This is a genomic window from Bradyrhizobium ferriligni (genome assembly GCF_056837965.1).
In genome coordinates this window covers 133625-152516 of the sequence record NZ_JBXEJO010000003.1, presented here as the reverse complement: position 1 = coordinate 152516, position 18892 = coordinate 133625, and the positions used below count along the sequence as shown (strand labels likewise).

Below are 18892 nucleotides of genomic sequence, written 5' to 3'. Positions count from 1 at the left end.
CCCGACACTGCTCCATTCCATCACTGCGCGCCTCGCAAAGACGCTGCGGCTAGCCATGCCTGCCCTCGCGCAGTAGTCTCCCCGGCCACGACGACCCGCTTCCGAAGAATCGTCCAGGGAGAAACTCCATGCGCGCGCCTACCGCCCTCCGTGCCCTCACGCTCGCCGTCATCGGCGCCCTCGCCTTCACCTCAGCCGTATCCGCCGCCGAAGTCCATGTCATGATCTCGGGCGGGCTGACGGCGGCCTACAAGGCGCTGGTGCCGGAGTTCGAGCGCAAGACCGGGCACAAGGTGGTGACCGCCTTCGGGCCGTCGATGGGCACCACGACCAATGCCATTCCGGTACGGCTGGAGCGCGGCGAGCCGGCCGACGTGCTGATCATGGTCGGCTATGCGCTCGGCGATCTCATCAAGCAGGGCAAGGTGGTGGCCGACAGCCGCGTCGACCTCGTGAAGTCGCCGATCGGGATCGCGGTGAAATCAGGCGCGGCGAAGCCGGACATCGGTTCGGCCGACACCGTCAAGCAGGCGCTGCTGGCGGCGAAATCGGTCGCCTATTCGGACAGCGCCAGCGGCGTCTATGTCTCGACCGAGATGTTCGCAAAGCTCGGCATCGCCGATCAGATGAAGGACAAGGCGCGGATGATCCCGGCGACCCCGGTCGGCGAGATCGTGGCCAAAGGCGAGGCGGAGATCGGCCTGCAGCAGATCTCCGAGCTGAAGCCGGTGACCGGCATCGACATCGTCGGCCCATTGCCGGAGCCGTTGCAGAAGATCACGGTGTTTTCCGCCGGGATCGCGACGGTTTCAAAGGAGCGTGAGGCCGGCAAGGCGCTGATCAGCTTCCTCGCCTCATCAGATGCGCGCGACGCGCTGGTCAAGAGCGGCCTCGATCCGATCGCGGCGGGTGGGACGCATTAGCGGCGTCCGACTCTCTCCCCGTTCTACTCCCTCCCCGTCATCCTGAGGAGCCCGCACTTGCGGGCGTCTCGAAGGATGCACGGCCCGGCTGGTGGCCGTCGATCCTTCGAGACACCGCTTCGCGGCTCCTCAGGATGACGGGGATAAATCAACGCAAATCAGATTCCCTACCGCAAGTGATGCGCGCCGTAGGCCAGCAGCACCACCACGACCAGCGCCAGCAGCAGGGTGGTCGACTTCCAGAACAGCACCGGATTGCGCTCGATCAGCGGGGTCGATGACGTCGTCAGATATTTTGCGTTGGGATTGCGCAGGTCGAACAGGAATTCCGAAAAGCTCTCGTAGCGCTTGAGCGGATTGGCGTGCACGGCGCGCTCCAGCGCGCCGTCGACCCAGGTCGGGACGTCGCGGCCGGCATGCGCGGCCGGTCGGTAGACCAGCCGGTTGAAGTCGGACCGCGTCCGTGCCCGCGCGATCTGCGCACCATAGGGCAAGCGTCCCGTCAGCATCTGGTAGGTGACGACGCCGAGCGAGAACAGATCGGAGCGCGCGGTGCCGCCCTCGCCGAGGAAATATTCCGGCGCGGTGTATTGCTGGGTGCCCAGGATGTCCTCGACGCCCGCCGGCACCGCGTCTGCGACACCCGCAATCCGCGTCGAGCCGAAATCGATGATCTTCACCGTGCCGGTCCTGTCGATCATGATGTTGTCGGGCCTGACGTCCTGATGCAGCATCTCCTTGCGGTGGAAGGCGCGCAGCCCTTTTGCAATTTGCTCGGTGATGTCGCGCACCGTCTCCAGCGCCGGTGCGGGATTGTCCGTGATCCACTGCGTCAGGGTCTGACCGTCGATATATTCCATCGTGACGTAGAGGAAGTTGCGCTTGCGCTGCGGCAGAAACGGCTTCAGCACATGCGGGCTGTCGATCCGCCGGGCGACCCACTCCTCCATCACAAAGCGCTTCAGATAGGCCGGATCGTCGCGCAGGTCGATCGAGGGGATCTTGATCGTGACCGTGGTGGCGCTGTCCTCATCGACCGCGAGATAGATGTGGCTGCGGTGCGATGCGTGCAGCTCGCGCACGATGCGATAGCCGTCGAACAGCATCCGTGCGTCGAGCAGCGGCGGCAGCGGCAGTTCGGTGGGCTGGCCGAACACCTCGCCGGCATCGCCGTCGGGCAATTCGTCGATCCGGACGATCTGCACGGTGAGATTGTCCGGGCTGCCGTTCTCATAAGCCTGCTCGACGATCGACTTCGCGGCAACATCGAGATCGGCGGCGCCGTCTTTGATCGCCTTCGCCAGCTGCCGCGCCGGGACATGCTCGTAGATCCCGTCGGTCACCAGCAGGAAGATATCGCCGCGCTCCAGCGGGAGAGCCTGGTAGTCGATCTCGAGCTGCGGGTTCACGCCGAGCGCGCGGCCGAGATAGCTCTGCTGCGAGGAGATCACGACGCGGTGGTCGTTGGTCAGTTGCTCGAGGCTGTTGCCGGCGACGCGGTAGATCCTGGAGTCGCCGACGTGGAACAGGTGCGCGGTGGTCGACCGAACGACCAGGGCGCTCAGCGTGCAGACGTAGCCCTTGTCCTTGTCGTAGGGATTCTGGCTGCGCCTGGTCTGCGCGTGCAGCCAGGAATTGGTCGCCTCCAGCACGCGCTGCGCCGAGGTTTTGACCGACCAGGATTCCGAGGTGCAGTAGTAGTCGGTCAGGAAGCTCTTGACCGCGGACTCGGCGGCGATGCGGCCGACGCTGCTCGAGGAGATGCCGTCGGCGAGCACCACGGCGATGCCCTTCAGGCCGAGCAGCGGCTCGTCGGGGATCAAGGCGCCGTGGAAGTCCTGATTGGCGTCCTTGCGGCCCTGATCAGAGAATTGCCCGACCGATATTTTCAGCGCGCGCGGCATCGACCGTCCCAAGCGAATGGGGCCCTCCGCGACAGGAGAGCCCCATAAGCTAGCCAGGATCAAGCCGCGAGGCGCTGGCGCTTCGGGGCCGTCTTCACATGCGTGGTGTAGAGCGTGAGCCCGGTGAAGGCGAGACCGCCGGCGAGGTTGCCGAGCACGGTCGGGATCTCGTTCCAGATCAGGTAATCCATGATCGAAAACTTCGCATGCAGCATCAGTCCGGACGGGAACAGGAACATGTTCACCACCGAATGCTCGAACACCATGTAGAAGAACACCAGAATCGGCATCCACATCGCGATCACCTTGCCGGGCACCGTGGTGGAGATCATCGCGCCGACGACGCCGGTCGAGACCATCCAGTTGCAGAGCATGCCGCGGATGAACAGCGTGGCCATGCCCGCCGCGCCATGCGCCGCGTAGCCCAGCGTCCGCCCCTCGCCGATGTTGCCGATGGTCATGCCGACCTTGTCGGGCTCCTGCGTGAAGCCGAACGTCGTCACGAACGCCATCATGAACGCCACGGTGAGTGCGCCTCCGAAATTGCCGATGAAGACGAGGCCCCAGTTGCGCAGCACGCCGCCGAGTGTGACGCCGGGGCGCTTGTCGAGCAGCGCAAGCGGCGAGAGCACGAACACGCCGGTCAATAGATCGAAGCCCAGCAGATAGAGCATGACGAAGCCGACCGGAAACAACAATGCTCCGACAAGCGGCTGACCCGTATTGACGTTGATCGTCACGGCGAACCAGGCCGCCAGCGCGAGGATCGCGCCGGCCATGTAGGCGCGGATCACGGTGTCGCGCGTCGACATGAAGATCTTGGATTCGCCGGCATCCACCATCTTGGTGACGAATTCGGACGGAGCGAGATAGGCCATTCGTAAAATCCCCTTGCGCAATTCGGCCGCGCCGGCTGCCTGCCGGAAGCGACGCGGGTTGGTTGAAATGCTCGTCCGGGGAAATGGGGCTGCAACGATTGCTCGAGACGCCCGGGCCGGGCGCCTTGATCCCCTCGCCTCGGCCAGCACTGGCCTCGGCAATCCGGAGGACGGCAGTCGTCATTGACTGGTGCAATCAAAAGCAATGGATATGCCAACCGGATTCGCTGGCGGCAGGCCTAAAATCTATTTCAATACAATGAGTTAGATAGCCAGCGCAGGAACCGTCCGGTGCGGTGGCGCGGAATTATGCATCATGCACAGATGTCGCCCACGCCAGATGTGCGGCTTACTTCACCTCGGTGCGAACCGGCGAGCCCTTCAGCCCGTTGTTGTCGTAGGCCTTGCGCAGCGTGCCGTTGGCGATCGCCTCCGTCATGAACCTGGTGGCGAAAGCCGCGGCGAGCGGATGGTTGAGCGGCACCGCGACCGCGGTGACGGTCTGCTTGAAGGTCTCGTCCAGCACGCGCGTGCCCGGAATCTTCTTCGCCATCGCATAGAGCTGATCGCGCGACAATGCGAAGGCGTCGATCTCGCCGCTCTTCAGGAGATTGAAGATCTCGTCATAGGTCTGATAGCCCGTGACCTTGGCGTGCTTGAGATGGGCGATCGCGCCGCGCATCGTCGTGGTGGCGTTGACGGCGGCCACCTTGACGCCGTCCTGGTCGAGCGCGGCGAAATTCGTGATCGTCGAGCCGGGCTTGACGATATAGGTGGCGTCGGCAACCTCATAGATCGGCCCGAACGTCATCTTGGTCTCGCGCTCGGGATCCTTGGGCAGGAAGGTGATGTCCCAGGTGTTCTTGGCCGCCGCGTCGGTGATCTGGCCGGAATTCTGATGCACGACATATTCGACCGGGATGCCGAGTTGCGCCGCCATCTCGCGGCCGAGATCGACGGGAACGCCCGCATAGCCGTTCTCGGTCTTGGTCGACCAGAACGCGCCGCCGGCCGGGCTGATCGCGATCGCGACCCGGAGCTTTCCGGTCGGCGCGATCTGATCCTTCGAGGCGTCGGCATCCGCTGATGTGGCCATGACAATCACTCCCAGAACGAGGCCAGCCAGACGCAGCAGTCGAGACGACATCGGACGTCCTCCACGCCGAATCTTGCTGTCCGGCAGGCGCGCAACAAACCGCACGGCGCGGCCTTGTGCAAGCGCCGGTTCTCGCAAGGGAGCTATCCGTATCGGCCTATCTGACCCGGATGGTGATTTTTTCGGAGACGACCGGCGGGCTGAATGGAAAGTGCTTGGCGTCGCCCAGCACCAACTGCAGGGTGTGCTTGCCGGGCGCCAGGTCGAGTTGCGTCTCGGTCTGGCCCGCACCGAAGTGCAGGTGAGACTTGTCCGACGGAATCGGCTCATTCGGATTCAACGGCTCATTCACGTCGATCAGCAGATGGTGATGGCCGCTGTTCGGGTAGTCGTCGCCGGCATGGGTGACGCCCATGTTGCGCAGCCCAAAGCGGCACCAGAACGGGCTCTTGAGCTTGGCGCCGTCGCGCGGCCAGATGAAATACAGCTTGGTGTCCTTGCCGGCCGGCTTGTTCTGGGCGTCGGCCGGGGCCGCGAACAGCGTCAGTGCCGCAGCGAGCATGATCAAGCCTGCACTTTTCATAGCCCCTCCATGAAGCCTGGCGATCAGGGATGATCGCTCAGGGAGACAGCGCGACCCGGAAACCGTGGGTCGGATAACGGACATTGGTGTCGTAATTATCGCGATTGGCCGGGCGCACATAGCGTGCGTCGTTCTTCCACGAGCCGGAGCGGATGACATGCGAGGCGCAGTCGCCGCCGGACCAGACCGCACCGTCGGTCGGCGCGCCCTGGTAGTTCCTGTGCCAGCAATCCTCGACCCACTGATCGACCCCGCCGCCCATGTCGTAGAGGCCGAACGGATTCGGCTTGTAGCTGCCGACCTTGACCGGCTGCTCGGCCGCACTGTCGCCGCCGCAATCCTTGCATCCGGCGTGGCCCGATTGCATCTGGTCACCCCACCAGTATTTCGATTGCGTTCCGCCGCGCGCCGCATATTCCCACTCGGCTTCGCTCGGAAGCCGGTAGGGCTTCTTGGTGCGCTCGGCGAGCCAGGTCACATATTGCTTCGCATCGCTCCAGCTCACATTGGTGACCGGAACGTCGTCCTTGCCGCTGGCCGAGAAGCCACAGGCCTTGGCCGTCGCGCAGGCGTTCCATTCGCGGACCGTGACCGGATATTTGCCCATGGCAAAGGGCTTGACCGTCACCCGGCGGATCGGCCGCTCGGAAGGATCGTCATTGCTTCCCATCGAGAAGCTGCCAGCTTGAAGCAAGACCAGTTCGGGCTCCGGCAGCTCCGGGGTGGGGCTCGCGGAGGGCGCGGGTTGAGGCGACGCCTGCTGCGTCGGTGCTGCCGGGGTCGGACTTGCGGTTTGGGTCGGAGCCGGGCTTGGTGCCGGCGGCTGGACGGCAGGCGATGCCGTCGGTGACGGAGGCGCCTGTGCCACGTCGGCCGGCTTGCCGCGCGGTTGCGCCAGCAGATACCAAAGCACGCCACCGGCGATGATCGCGACCGCCAATCCGAGCAGCGTGAGCAGAATGGACTCGCGGCGTCTGCGCGTCCTTTGGTACGCGGCTGCATCCGGCAGCACGCGATAAACCCGGACCGGATCGGTGATGTTCTTGACCTTGCGGTCGCCGAGCGATTCGTATCCGCAGACCATCTTGTGCTTGATCTGCTCGTAGATGCCGCCGGAGATGAAGACGTCACCCGGCGCCGCGATTCCTTCCAGACGCGAGGCCACGTTGACGCCGTCGCCATAGATATCGTCGGGCTCGATGATGACGTCGCCGAGGTTGACGCCGATCCGGTACTCGATCCAGTGATCTCGCGCGACCGCCGCGTTGCGGCCGATCATGTTCTGCTGGATCACGATGCTGCAACGGACGGCCTCGACAGGACTGTCGAACATCGCGATAAAGCCGTCGCCGGTGGTCTTGACCAGCTTGCCGTGGTGCTCGGCGATGGTGGGCTCGATCAGGTCGCGCAGGGTCCGCTTGACGCGCGTATGCGTGCCTTCCTCATCGAGCTGCATCAGCCGGCTGTAGCCGGCGATATCGCCGGCAACGATCGCGGCCAGGCGCCGCGGCATTGAATCGCCGGGAGGCTGTGTATTGTCGGGCTGTGACCGGCCTGACTTGAAGTCGCGAATTTCTCCCATGGCGCTCCGGCTGCTCCAAAAAAATTGCGTGCTCGAGGCGCAACCGGCGCCGTCGTCCCCGAGGCCCGCTTGAACCTACCACACCTTCGGGTTGGAACAAAGTTGGCGAACCGTGACCAGGTCACGGTTTGCCGGCGGTGCCCGAGCGGCGCACCGCAGGTCGGCACACGCATTGCCTCAACGGCGGATGGCGCAAAACGCCCCGTGTCAGCCCGCCTGCGTCGCTGGGGTGCGGATCTCGCGCGGCAGGATGATCGCGGCCACGATGGCCAGCAGGCACAGCGCCGCGAACGCGCGCAGCATCATCGAGAAGCCGCCCTGGTCGTACAGCCAGGCCACCAGGCCGACGGAAGCGCCGGCCGCGGTGAAGCCGACGAAATAGCGCACCGCATAGGCGCGCGAGCGCCATTCCTCGGTGGTGTACTTGCCGACCATGGCATCGTTCACCGTGACCTGGCCGAACGCGCCCATCACGATGCCGATCGAGACCACGATCAGCGGCAGGTTGGACAGGCTCGCCGCCAGATAAAGGAACGGCGCCAGCAGGAACGACAGCGGCAGCGCCACCGTCTTCAGCGAATATCTGTCGAGCAGCTTGCCGATGGTGTACTGCGTCATCGCGCCGAACACATAGACCCCGGCCGCGATCACGCCGAGCAGCGCCGGGCTCCTGGTCAGATCAGCAAGCCGTTCGGCGAACAGCTTCGGCAGCGCCACCGTCACTGCGTTGAAGGTGGTGGAGATCGCGATCACCACGATCAGGAGCGACAGCACCACGCGCCACATGTCCTCCTTGGCGACCCGCACCTGCGCGGCGGCCTGCCTGGAGCCCTTGCGGTCCTCATGCACCACCGTCATCGCAAAGACGATGCCGATCAGCACCGTGACCGTGCCAGGCACGATGAACGCCCAGCGCCAGCCGAGATACTGGCCGATCACGCCGGTGACCAGCGCCGACGAGGCGACCCCGAGATTGCCCCAGACGCCGTTGATCCCCATCTGGGCGCCGAGCTTCTCGGCATAGGACACGATCATCGCGGTGCCGACCGGATGATAGATCGAGGCGAAGATGCCGATCGCCAGCAGTGCGGCGCCGAGTTGCAGCGGCGTCTGCGCGAAGCCGACCGAGATCATCGACAGGCCGATGCCGACGAAGAAGATCACCATCATGTGGCGGCGGCTCCAGCGGTCGCCGAGCCAGCCCGTGACCAGCGAGCCGGCGCCGAAGGCGATGAAGCCCGGGGTCGCATAGGGCAAGAGTTCCGAATAGGCCATGCCGAGCGCCGGGCCCATGATGATGACGGCGGCAGCGAAAATCAGCATCGCGTAGTGATCGATGAAATGGCCGGCGTTGACGAAGCTGATCACCCGGCTGGGACTGTTGCTTGGACCGTTCATCGGCACCGTCTCTCACGCGATTCTTCAATTGCTCGAAAATAGGTTATAGGTGCTTGTCCTGACGGGATGTCGCCAATGACTATCGCTGAGCCGCCAATAAGAGCCCTCCACCAGGACCGGCGCGTCACCGGGGACGGCGTGCATCTGGTGGCGCGCAGCTACCGCAAGGGCGTCCGGCTCGACCCGCACATGCACCGCGAGGCACAGCTGGTCTATGCCGCCAGCGGCACCATGCAGGTGACGACGCCCAAAGGGCGCTGGCTCGTGCCGCCGGACCGCGCGGTGTGGGTCCCTGCCCTGCTCCCGCACGCGATCGACGTGCTCGCCGACATCGAGATGCGCACGCTGTATTTCGACCAGGCTTGGCTCGCGCGCGAAAAGCGCAGCGACAGCCTCAACCACGAATTCGTGGTGCGGGTGTCACCGCTGGTGCACCAGGCGATCCTGGCACTGTTCGACGTCTCATGCGGACGCGAGCGCACCGCTCTGTTGATCCGCCTCGTGATGCTGGAGCTGCACCAGGCCGAGGATTCGGCGACCTTCATCCCGCTGCCGCAGGAGCCGCGCTGCCGCCGCGCCGCCGACATCGTGCTGGCCGATCCGACGAAGGACCACGACATCGATGCGCTGGCGCGCGCGGTCGGCACCTCGGCGCGGACGCTGTCGCGGCTGTTCTCGGCGGAGACGCAGCTCTCGTTCAAGAGCTGGTGCCAGCGCGCCCGCATCGCGGCCGCGATCGAGCGCCTGTCGAGCACCGCGAACGTTTCGGTCAAGCAAGTCGCCTCCGACCTCGGCTATGCCAGCGTGCCGGCATTTTCCCACGCGTTCCGCCAGGTTACCGGCAAGACACCGACCGCGTTCGCGGAGAAAACGTGAACGGGATTCGCCACCGGGCGCAGCGACGACGAATTATACCGCTGTCGCGCTGCGACATATTTCCGTACGATCCATGCGCTTGATTGCTGTGCTCCCGACCTTAAATCCCGTGTAAGGTCCGGCTTCACTGGATGCGACCCGCTGGATACGAACTGCCCATGGCCAACGCCTTTTTCTCCGACCTGCTCTCGACGATTTCCGAACGCGGCCGCGTCCTGCTCGGCCGCGCCAGCCCGGCCAATGACAAGCAGGATGCCTCCGAGCTGCTGGAATTGTGCGAGGCGCTGCTGTCCGGCCGCGGCGAGGCCTCCGGCACCGCGATGGCGCGCGAAGTGCTCGACCGCTACCACCACCTCGATGCCGCCGGACGGCTGTCGTTCTTCCAGACGCTGGCCCGCGATTTCGGCCCCGATCACGCCAAGCTGGCGGAGGCGATCGAAAGCTGGCGCGCCAAGGCCAATGGCGACGACGCCAGCGACCTGCATTTCGCCTCCGAGCCGCGCCGCCAGGAATTGATCCGCCGGCTCAATCGCGCGCCGGGCGGCACCGGCGAGCTGGTGTCGATCCGGTCGGATCTGCTTTCATTGATGAAGGGCAACAAAGACCTCGCCGCGCTCGATCGCGACGTGGTGCATCTGCTCTCGTCCTGGTTCAACAGGGGATTCCTCGTGCTGCGCAGGATAGACTGGTCGTCGCCGGCCAATATTCTGGAGAAGATCATCCGTTATGAGGCCGTGCACGAGATCCGCGATTGGGACGATCTGCGCCGCCGCATCGATCCGATCGATCGCCGCTGTTACGCCTTCTTCCATCCGGCGCTGGCCGACGAGCCGCTGATCTTCGTCGAGGTCGCACTGACCGAAGCCATCCCGGGCGCGATCGCGCCGCTGCTTGCGGAAGAGCGCGAGCCGGTCCCGGTCGAGCGCGCCCGCACCGCGGTGTTCTATTCGATCTCCAACACCCAGCGCGGCCTTGGCGGCATCTCCTTCGGCAGCTTCCTGATCAAGCAGGTGGTCGAAGAGCTGCGCCGCGAATTGCCGAAGCTCGACAACTTCGTGACGTTGTCGCCGGTGCCGGGCTTCATGCAGTGGGTCAAGCAGGCCGACGACGTGCCGCTCACCGATGAGGACCGCCAGCTGCTGGAAAGCCTCGGCAAGCCCGACTGGTTCGAGAACGCCGAGCTCGCCACCCAGCTGCGCGCCGTGCTGGAGCCGCTCGCCGCCTACTATTTCCTGAAGGCGCGAACGCCGAAGGGACGGCTGATCGATTCGGTCGCGCGCTTCCATCTCGGCAACGGCGCACGGCTGGAGCGGATCAACTGGCTCGGCGACCTCTCACCCAAGGGCCTGCGCGAATCCGCAGGCATCATGGTCAACTACCTCTACCGCCTCGACGACATCGAAAAGAACCACGAGGCCTACGCCAACAATGGCGACGTAATCGCCTCGAGCGCGGTGAAGAAGCTGTTGAAGGGCGAAGGCCGGCGGCTGCTGGACATGCGGCTGGGGTGACGGGGATGCAGCGCAATCCCTCCCCTCGTCGTCCCGGCTCCCGTGCGCAATTGCGCACTAGGCCGGGACGACATCGAGTATGTTGCGTCATCGAGAGTGATACATTCATGGTCTCTCAAGATGACGGGGCAGTGAACATCGACAATCACGGCGCGGCGGTCGACGCCCTCGGCACCTAAAACCTCGCCCTTGCCATCAGCCTTACCGTGCGGCCCTGCCCTGGCGAGATGTTGTTGTTGCCGTCGGCCGACGCCCAATAGCCCTTGTCAAAAATGTTCTCGACGTTGAGCTGGGCGCTCCAGGTCTCGTCGATCTTGGCATAGATCGCCGCGTCGAAGCGCACGAAGCCCGGCAGGCGCACCGTGTCGTCGGACGAGGCGAAGGAATCGCCGAAATAAATCACGCCGAGCGCGGCGGCCCACATCGGCGTGAACTGATACTTGTTCCACCAGGCAAACTGATTGTACGGCACCAGCTGAACGCGGTTGCCGGGCACGACGGTCGCCGAGGTCGCGCCGGTGATTTTCGCGTCGGTGTAGGCATAGGCCAGCGACGATTGCCACTGCTCGGTGACATAGCCGGTCAGGCTCGCTTCGACGCCTCGCGTGAGCGTGCTGCCGGAGGGGAAGAAGAAGCCGGGATTGTTGCCGTCGGCGATCGGCTGGTTGGTGCGGTTCAGATTGTAGACCGCGGTCGAGAACAACAGCTTCGGATTGATGTTCCATTTCATGCCGAGCTCGACATTCTCGAAGCGCTGCGGCTGCAGGATCAGGGTGCCGTCGTTCAGCGCGCTGAACTGGTCGCCCGAGGCCGGCAGGAAGGAGACGCTGTAGGCGGTGTAGACCGACATCGAATCGATCGGCTTGATGATGAGGGCGCCCTGCGGCGACACCAGATTGTCGACGCGATTGCGATTGACGTTGGTGTTCATGTCGGTGGCCGACATGTCGTAGCGATCGAACCGCGCGCCGGCGATGATCTGCACGCCGCGCGAAATCTCGATGGTGTCCCTGAGATAGCCGGACTGGATGTTCAGCGCATAGCGGCTGTTCGAATCGGGCGTGGTGACGCCGTCGCTGTTGGTGCCGGTGAAATGGTGAAGAAACGTCACCGGGCCGAAATAGGTCGGCGCGAACGGGTTCTGCACGATGGTGTTGGTGCCGTTCGGGAACACGCCGGTGTTGCGGATGTCGACGCCGGTCTGCCGGCCGAACTCGGTGCCGAAGCCGACGGTGTGGAACAGCGGCCCGGTCCAGGTCTTGTAGGTGAAATCGGTCTGGTTGAAGACGTTGTCCCGGTTCGTCGTGTGCTGATAGGCGCCGAGATTGACCGCGGTGTCGGCGGGATTGACCGCGCCGGCGAGCGGGCCACCGGTCGGGTAGACGTTCTGATAGAACTTCTGGTAGTCGGCGGCGATGGTGCCGTTGCGCACCGTCAGCCCGTTCTCGAAATCGTGCTCGATGATGGCCATGCCGGTCTGCACCGTCGCCTGCGCAGTGTTCAGGCTTGGGCTGCCGAAGAAGGTCGAGAAGTCGCCGTTCGGCGCGAACGGCGTCGTCGGGTTGAAGCGGGTCGCGCCGCCCGGCAGCCCCTGCGAGGGATTGCCGCGATCGGCGGTGCGCTCGTCGTGGAAGTATTCATAGCTCAGTTTGATTTTGGTGTTGTCGTCGGGCTTCAGCGTCACCGTCGGATTGATGCCGTAGCGCTCCAGATGATTGAAATCGCGGAAGGCATCGGCGCCTTCGTAGAACACGTTGAGCCTTGCTGCGACGTTGTCGTTGATCGCCTGTCCGGCATCGAGGCTGACGCGGCGATCGCCCCACGAGCCGGTCTGCGCCGTCGCCTCGTAGACGCGGTTGCCGTCGGCCTCCTTGAGGGTGCGATTGAGCAGGCCGCCGCCGGCGCCACGGCCGAAGGTCAGCGCGCTCGGCCCCTTCAGCACCTCGATGCTCTGGGCGTTGTACATGTCGCGGAAATACTGCACATCGTCGCGAAAGCCGTTGACGAAGAAGTTGGCGCTGGAATCGACGCCGCGGATCACGAGCTCGTCGCGATTGCCCTCGCCCTGGTGCACCGCAACGCCGGGGACGTAGCGGGTGACGTCGGTGAGGCCCTGGTAGTTCTGGTCGCGGATCTGCTCCCGCGTGATCACGTTGAGCGATTGGGGGATGTTGACGATGGCGGTGTTGGTCCTGGTCGCAACCGACGTACTGTTGGCGAAATAGCCTGACGTGCCGGTGCGGGCGTCCTGCGATTCCGCGAAGGGTTTTGCTGGCGCCGCAGGCGCGAGCCGCCGCGCCGTCTGGGTGCGGCGGCCTCGTGCGGCGGCGGTGTTGCGCGCGGCCTTCGGTGCGCTGCGGCGGCGTTGCGTGGCCGGCGCCGTGACGGTCACCGGCGGCAGCGACGAGGCGCCGGCCTGCGCCGACGCCGATTGCGCCTGCGCGGCAGACGTTGCGAGCGGAACGCCCAGCACGAGATAGCTCGCCGTGAGCAGCGACAGCTTCGCAAGCAAAGCGATGCGACGATTGTTTTTTGATCTTGATGTCATGACGTCGTCCCCAAGCAACTCTCGCCTTCGCTGAAGGCGATGCGCCGTCCTCTAGAGAGGTGAGGCGCTGTGCGTCCAGACGACGGGCCTGAGAAAATTTTTGCGTGACGACGGAATAAAATTGTGACGAATGGACGCGGATACAGCTCGCGGCGAGCGCAGGATTGGAAAAGTCAAGGATGCGAATGGTTTCTGTCGGCTTCCGGATTTGCGCCGGGAAACGAAGGACGGCGCTCGCGCGCCGCCCTTCTTGTAGAGATTCCAGATTGTAGTGGTTCTAAAACGATCGGGACGTCTCGGTCACGCGGTTGCGGACCGCGGCCGCAGCCCTGCCGGCAGATGCGCGTCGATCCAGCCGGTGATCGCACGCTCGTTGCGATGGTAAAGCAGGCCTGCCGCGATCACGGCAATGCCGATCAGCGACAGCGAGAACGGAAACCACAGCGAGTCCTTGAACACGACGTCGGCGAGGTGGCCGAGATAGAGGCAGATGCCGAACGCGCCGAACACCGCATAGGCTCGCCGCATCAAAATCACGGCGATCACGATCAGCCCGACGTTGAGCAGGCAGTACACCGCCTTGCTCAATTCGGTTGAGCCTTCGGACGCGCTAATTCCGCCCCAGAACGCCATCAAGCCGAACAGATGCAGCCAGAACGCAAAGTCACCGTTGCGGCTGCGGTAGTCCACGATCCATGCCACCGCGAGCACGGCAAGCCCGAACCAGATCGAGACCCTGCGGCGCATCTCGAAATCGGCGTGAGCCATGCCGCTGAACCACGGCGCCAGATCCATCGACATGAACCACAGCGCGACCGAGATGATCGCGACGATGAAGGCGAAGCGGTAGTAACGCAGCGCGACGATGCCGGCGGCGATCGTCGCAATCTCCATGAAGATCCAGCTGCCCTTCACCCAGACGTAGAAGTCCTGCACGGTTCCCGGCTTGCCGAACTTGCCCCACCAGCCAAGCTCGTCCTGGATGCCGTAGACCGCGAGCGGCGCCATCGAGACCGCGATCGCGATCAGCAGGCCGCCGGGAACCCGCAGATTCTTCCGGTACCAGAGATGGTGTCCTGCGAAGGTGAAACCGGTAGCGTAGGCGATCGCACAGATCGTCAGCGCCCTGCCGCCCATCTGGGTGAAGGCCAGGGTCGAGAACAGGCCCATGGCACCGATCACGATGAGCGCACCGGCGTACCAGAGCACATGCGCGGCATCGAACTTGGCGGCGGGACTTGCATCGCCCGCCGGACCCCGCCCTGCGCTGCTCGCCAGGAAAGCGAGCAATCGTTCCAGATCGGCCGGGCTGATCACGCCGGCATCGGCGGCTTCCCGGAGCTCCTTGGCTGAATATGGCATACGGCACTCCTCACGGCCGGTTCCGCGCCTGCTCCCGATCATCTGGGAGAAAGACGCCCTGTTCTCATGAGTATATCCAGAAATGAGCAACGTTCAATAATTTCTTGAGCGTCGCTCACAATATTTTGCAAGCGAACTCAAGCCCGCCCCGCGCCCAGCAGATCGGCAGTCGCTGGCCGGACTCAGTCCGCCAGCGCCTTCATCTCCTTGTAGAGATCGGATTTGCCCTCGAAGCCGATGCCGGGAAGGTCGGGCATCACGATGTGGCCACCCTCGACGCGCACGCCGTCCGGGAAGCCGCCATAGGGCTGGAACAGGTCGGGGTAGCTCTCATTGCCACCGAGGCCGAGGCCGGCCGCGATGTTCAGCGACATCTGGTGGCCGCCATGCGGGATGCAGCGGCTCGGCGACCAGCCGTGGGTCTTCAGCACCTCGAGCGTCCGCTGATATTCGCAGAGCCCATAGGACAGCGCGCAATCGAATTGCAGCCAGTCGCGGTCCGGCCGCATGCCGCCGTAGCGGATCAGGTTCCGCGCATCCTGGTGGCTGAACAGGTTCTCGCCAGTCGCCATCGCACCCGGATAGAACTCGGCCAGCGCGGCCTGCAGCGCGTAGTCGAGGGGATCACCGGCCTCCTCGTACCAGAACAGCGGGTACTCGCGCAGCATCTTGGCGTAGGCGATCGCTGTCTCCAGATCGAAGCGGCCGTTGGCGTCGACCGCGAGCTGCGCCTCGCTGCCGATCTCCTTCAGCACCGCCTCGATGCGCTCGCGGTCCTCGGCGAGCGGCGCGCCGCCGATCTTCATCTTCACGACGTTGTAGCCGCGGTCGAGATAGCCGCGCATCTCCTTGCGCAGCGCGCCGAGATCCTTGCCAGGATAATAGTAGCCGCCGGCGGCGTAGACGAAGACGCGCGGATTGGCTGATAGCCCGTGGCGCTCGGCGAGCAGCCGGAACAGCGGCTTGCCCGCGATCTTCGCCACCGCGTCCCATACCGCCATGTCGATGGTGCCGACCGCGACCGAGCGCTCGCCATGGCCGCCCGGCTTCTCGTTCGACATCAGCGCCGACCAGACCTTGTCCGGATCGAGATTGCCGCCATCAGCATCGAGCAGCGATTTCGGATCGGCTTCCTTGAGGCGCGGCGCAAAGCGCTCGCGGATCAGACCGCCCTGCCCATAGCGGCCGTTGGAATTGAAGCCGTAGCCAACCACCCGCTTGCCGTCGCGCACCACGTCGGTGACCACGGCCACCAGGCTCGAGGTCATCTTGGTGAAGTCGATATAGGCATTGCGGATCGGCGAGGAGATCGGTTTTGTGACCTCGCGGACGTCGACGACGCGGACAGACATGGGGATTCGCTTTCAGGTTACTTGCCGCGTCATTCCGGGATGGTGCGCAAGCACCAGACCCGGAATCTCGAGATTCCGGGTTCACGCTTCGCGTGCCCCGGAATGACTGCGTCCTACTTCTTATCCCGGAAATACGGCTCGACCGGCCCGTGCACCTTGATGGTCAGCGGATTGCCGTAACGGTCCTTGGCGTTGCCAGCCGTGACGCGGACCCAGCCTTCGCTGATGCAGTACTCCTCGACATTGGTCTTCTCGGTACCCTTGAATCGGATGCCGACATCGCGGGCGAGAATATCCGCATTGTAGTACGGGCTGTTCGGATCGACCGAGAGGCGGTCGGGGAATTGGTCGTTGGTGTCGTTGTCGTCGCTCATAGCAGCGCCTCGATTTCCTTCCTCAATCCTTCGGGCCGGGCGGTCGGCGCATGCCGCGCAACGACCTTGCCGACGCGATCGACCAGGAACTTGGTGAAGTTCCATTTGATCGCGGGCCCAAGCAGGCCCGACTTCTCACGTTTCAGGTGTTCGTACAATGGATGCGCGCCGCTTCCATTGACGTCGATCTTGGCGAACATTGGAAACGTCACGGCGTAGTTGGTCTCGCAGAACGCGGCGATCTGCTTCGCATCGCCGGGCTCCTGCGCGCCGAACTGGTTGCAGGGAAAGCCGAGCACGGCAAAGCCGCGCGCCGAGAGGCCGGCGTGCAGCTCCTGGAGGCCCTTGTACTGCGGCGTGAACCCGCAGGCGCTCGCCGTGTTCACGATCAAAAGCACCTGGCCCTCGAACCGCTGCAGCGGCACGTCGTCGCCGGCGAGCGACTTGGCGGTGAAATCGTAAACGGTCGCCATCTTAATTGACCGGATCGATCGGCGACGACGGCGTGCCACCGGCCTCGACCGCCTCGCCGGCCGCAAGACAGAGATCCTCGCGGTAGCGTCCGGCCACCAGTTGCACGCCGACCGGGATCCGTCCCACGAGACCGGTGGAGACCACGAGCCCGGGAAGCCCCATGAACGGGATCGCGATCTGCGGCAGCTGCGCGTGCCACACCCGCGCGAACGAGGCCTCGTCCTTGCGGTCGAGATGGTCAGGGAACGGCAGCTCGCCGGACACCGGCATCAGCAGCACCAAATATTTCTCGAAGAAGGCAAACCATTCGCGCGTCAAGGTGGCGCGGCGGGTCAGCGCCTGCGACAGGTCGAACGGATGCACCCGGGCGCGGACGCCGCGCAGGCAGGCGAGCGCGCCGGGATCGCCCTCGCGCTCGGCGAAGGCGAGCTGGGCCTCGTAGCCGTCGCCGAGCCAGAGCCGGGTCTGTATCTCGGCCGCCTCGCGCAAGGACGGCGTGTTGGCAATTTCCTCGACGATCCAGCCGGCCTTCTGCAATCGCTTGCCGGCGTCGGCGACCGCGGCGACCACTTCCGGCACCGGATCGAGACCATCGGGATTGAGGCACATCGCAACGCGCTTTTCGCGCGGCGGGCCTTCGAGCGGCACCGGCGCATACCAGGGGTCGCGATAGTCCGGCGCCGACATCGCCGCGAGCGAGATGCGCAGGTCGTTGACGGTGCGCGCCAGCGGGCCCGACACCGCGCTGATCTGCGGGCCGATCGGACGCTCCGGCAAAGCCGAATTGAAGGCCGGGATGCGGCCCATGCTTGGCCGCAGGCCATGCACGCCGCAGGCATAGGCCGGATAGCGGACAGAGCCGGCGATATCGGTGCCGTGGGCGATATGGCCGATGCCGGCCGCGACCGCCGAGCCCGCGCCGCCGGACGAGCCGCCCGGCGTGATGCCGCCATCGCGCGGGTTCTTGGTGTCGCCGTGAATGAGATTGGTGGTGAACCAGCGATAGGAGACCGCCGGACAGTTGGTGCGGCCGAGCAGCACCGCGCCCGCCTTGCGCAAATTGGCGACCACCGGGTTGTCGACCTTGGCGATGACGTCGCGCTGTGCCTTCAGCCCGTTGGTGGTGGCGTAGCCCTCCTGGTCGACATTGACCTTGATGGTGACGGGTACGCCGGCGAGCGGCCCGACCGCCTCGCCGCGCGCGATCGCCGCATCGACCTTGGCGGCCTGCGCCAGCACGTCGTCCGGCCGGTGATCGACCACCGCGTTGAGCTTCGGGTTGACCGCGTCGAGCCGGGCGAGCCCGGCCTGCGCCGCCTCCTTCGCCGACACCTTCTTCGATTTGATGAGGCTGGCGAGCTCGGCCGCCGACAGACGCCAAATATCCTGCATGTGCAACTCCGTGTGACGCTGCGTTTTAGCGCCACGCGGAGAACATGACCAGCGGCCCGCCGCCCGATGTTTCAGCGGACATGCGCGATGTAATAGGCAAGGTCGCCGATCTGCTCCTTGGCGACCGTCTGCATCACGTCCGCCATGGTGGCGTCGTAGCCGTGGCGGCTGTTGTCCTTGTATTCGGCCAGCGTCTTGGCGAGGTAGTCCTCGCGCTGGTTGGCGATGCGCGGGACGTTGTCCTTGCCGGAGAAATCAGTGTTGTGGCAGCTGTTGCAGCGGTTCTGCTGCGCCAGCGCCTGGCCACGCGCCATCCGCGCGGGATCGCCGGCATCGGCGGGCGGCGTGGGCTTCGGCAAGGTCGCGATGAAATCCGAGAAGCTGCGCAAATCGTCGTCGGTCAGCGGCTTCGCCATCTCGTTCATCGGCTCGAACACCCGCAGCTTTTCGCGGAACATGAAGAGCTGGATCAGCGCATAGGGCGCCGTCTGGCCGCCGAGCGACGGCGTGTTCTCGGTTTCCGACGTGCCGTGCTCGCCATGGCAGGCAAAGCACGCCGCGGCGCGCTCCTGGATGGTCTCGGCATTTGCGGAGAAGCTGAGAGCGGCGAGCGCCGCGACGAGTGCGAGCTTACGCATC

The 18892-nt window shown here is 64.8% G+C and carries 16 protein-coding genes; 3 read left to right on the top strand and 13 right to left on the bottom strand.

The window, feature by feature from the left end; genetic code table 11:
• Positions 1-128 precede the first annotated feature (128 nt).
• Positions 129-923, top strand: a complete 795-nt coding sequence (locus AC1VNY_RS02670; protein WP_482403999.1) for a substrate-binding domain-containing protein — start codon at positions 129-131, stop codon at positions 921-923.
• A gap of 167 nt (positions 924-1090) precedes the next feature.
• Here the strand turns inward: AC1VNY_RS02670 and AC1VNY_RS02665 are convergent, their stop codons facing one another.
• The 6 genes from AC1VNY_RS02665 to AC1VNY_RS02640 form a co-directional block, all read right to left on the bottom strand.
• Complete coding sequence (locus AC1VNY_RS02665) at positions 1091-2827, bottom strand: bifunctional protein-serine/threonine kinase/phosphatase (protein ID WP_482403998.1); 1737 nt, start codon at positions 2825-2827, stop codon at positions 1091-1093.
• 59 nt (positions 2828-2886) lie between these two features.
• A complete protein-coding gene (locus tag AC1VNY_RS02660; RefSeq protein WP_038382991.1) occupies positions 2887-3705 on the bottom strand; it encodes a formate/nitrite transporter family protein in 819 nt (272 codons plus the stop codon).
• 349 nt (positions 3706-4054) lie between these two features.
• A complete protein-coding gene (locus tag AC1VNY_RS02655; RefSeq protein WP_482403997.1) occupies positions 4055-4801 on the bottom strand; it encodes a transporter substrate-binding domain-containing protein in 747 nt (248 codons plus the stop codon).
• Positions 4802-4958: 157 nt separating this feature from the next.
• Positions 4959-5384, bottom strand: coding sequence for a DUF4399 domain-containing protein (locus tag AC1VNY_RS02650; RefSeq protein WP_482403996.1), 426 nt, complete (start codon positions 5382-5384; stop codon positions 4959-4961).
• Between the two features lie 37 nt (positions 5385-5421).
• Positions 5422-6966 carry an SUMF1/EgtB/PvdO family nonheme iron enzyme gene (locus tag AC1VNY_RS02645; RefSeq protein ID WP_482403995.1) on the bottom strand — a complete coding sequence of 515 codons (1545 nt, stop codon included), beginning with the start codon at positions 6964-6966 and terminating at the stop codon, positions 5422-5424.
• Between the two features lie 207 nt (positions 6967-7173).
• A complete protein-coding gene (locus AC1VNY_RS02640; RefSeq protein ID WP_482403994.1) occupies positions 7174-8364 on the bottom strand; it encodes an MFS transporter in 1191 nt (396 codons plus the stop codon).
• A 75-nt stretch (positions 8365-8439) separates the two neighbouring features.
• Between AC1VNY_RS02640 and AC1VNY_RS02635 the strand changes: the two genes are divergently transcribed.
• Both AC1VNY_RS02635 and AC1VNY_RS02630 read left to right on the top strand, forming a co-directional pair.
• Positions 8440-9240, top strand: coding sequence for an AraC family transcriptional regulator (locus AC1VNY_RS02635; protein ID WP_482403993.1), 801 nt, complete (start codon positions 8440-8442; stop codon positions 9238-9240).
• A gap of 158 nt (positions 9241-9398) precedes the next feature.
• Positions 9399-10751 (top strand): malonyl-CoA decarboxylase, encoded by a 1353-nt coding sequence (locus AC1VNY_RS02630; RefSeq protein WP_482403992.1) that lies wholly within the window; start codon positions 9399-9401, stop codon positions 10749-10751.
• 175 nt (positions 10752-10926) lie between these two features.
• Here the strand turns inward: AC1VNY_RS02630 and AC1VNY_RS02625 are convergent, their stop codons facing one another.
• The 7 genes from AC1VNY_RS02625 to AC1VNY_RS02595 all read right to left on the bottom strand — a co-directional run bounded on the left by AC1VNY_RS02625 (position 10927) and on the right by AC1VNY_RS02595 (position 18891).
• Positions 10927-13299: a TonB-dependent receptor gene (locus AC1VNY_RS02625; protein WP_482403991.1), complete on the bottom strand. Its 2373-nt coding sequence runs from the start codon at positions 13297-13299 to the stop codon at positions 10927-10929.
• 300 nt (positions 13300-13599) lie between these two features.
• Positions 13600-14661, bottom strand: a complete 1062-nt coding sequence (locus AC1VNY_RS02620; RefSeq protein WP_482403990.1) for a hypothetical protein — start codon at positions 14659-14661, stop codon at positions 13600-13602.
• 182 nt (positions 14662-14843) lie between these two features.
• On the bottom strand, positions 14844-16013 hold the full coding sequence (locus tag AC1VNY_RS02615) for a mandelate racemase/muconate lactonizing enzyme family protein (protein WP_482403989.1): 1170 nt from the start codon (positions 16011-16013) through the stop codon (positions 14844-14846).
• A 113-nt stretch (positions 16014-16126) separates the two neighbouring features.
• The gene (locus AC1VNY_RS02610; RefSeq protein ID WP_482403988.1) at positions 16127-16387 is read right to left on the bottom strand and encodes a DUF3297 family protein; all 261 of its coding nucleotides are present in this window, start codon (positions 16385-16387) and stop codon (positions 16127-16129) included.
• Complete coding sequence (locus AC1VNY_RS02605; RefSeq protein ID WP_038382982.1) at positions 16384-16860, bottom strand: glutathione peroxidase; 477 nt, start codon at positions 16858-16860, stop codon at positions 16384-16386. Before AC1VNY_RS02605 ends, AC1VNY_RS02610 begins: the two co-directional genes overlap by 4 nt.
• A 1-nt stretch (position 16861) precedes the next feature.
• A complete protein-coding gene (locus AC1VNY_RS02600) occupies positions 16862-18253 on the bottom strand; it encodes an amidase family protein (protein WP_482403987.1) in 1392 nt (463 codons plus the stop codon).
• Between the two features lie 71 nt (positions 18254-18324).
• On the bottom strand, positions 18325-18891 hold the full coding sequence (locus tag AC1VNY_RS02595) for a c-type cytochrome (protein WP_482403986.1): 567 nt from the start codon (positions 18889-18891) through the stop codon (positions 18325-18327).
• Position 18892 lies beyond the last annotated feature (1 nt).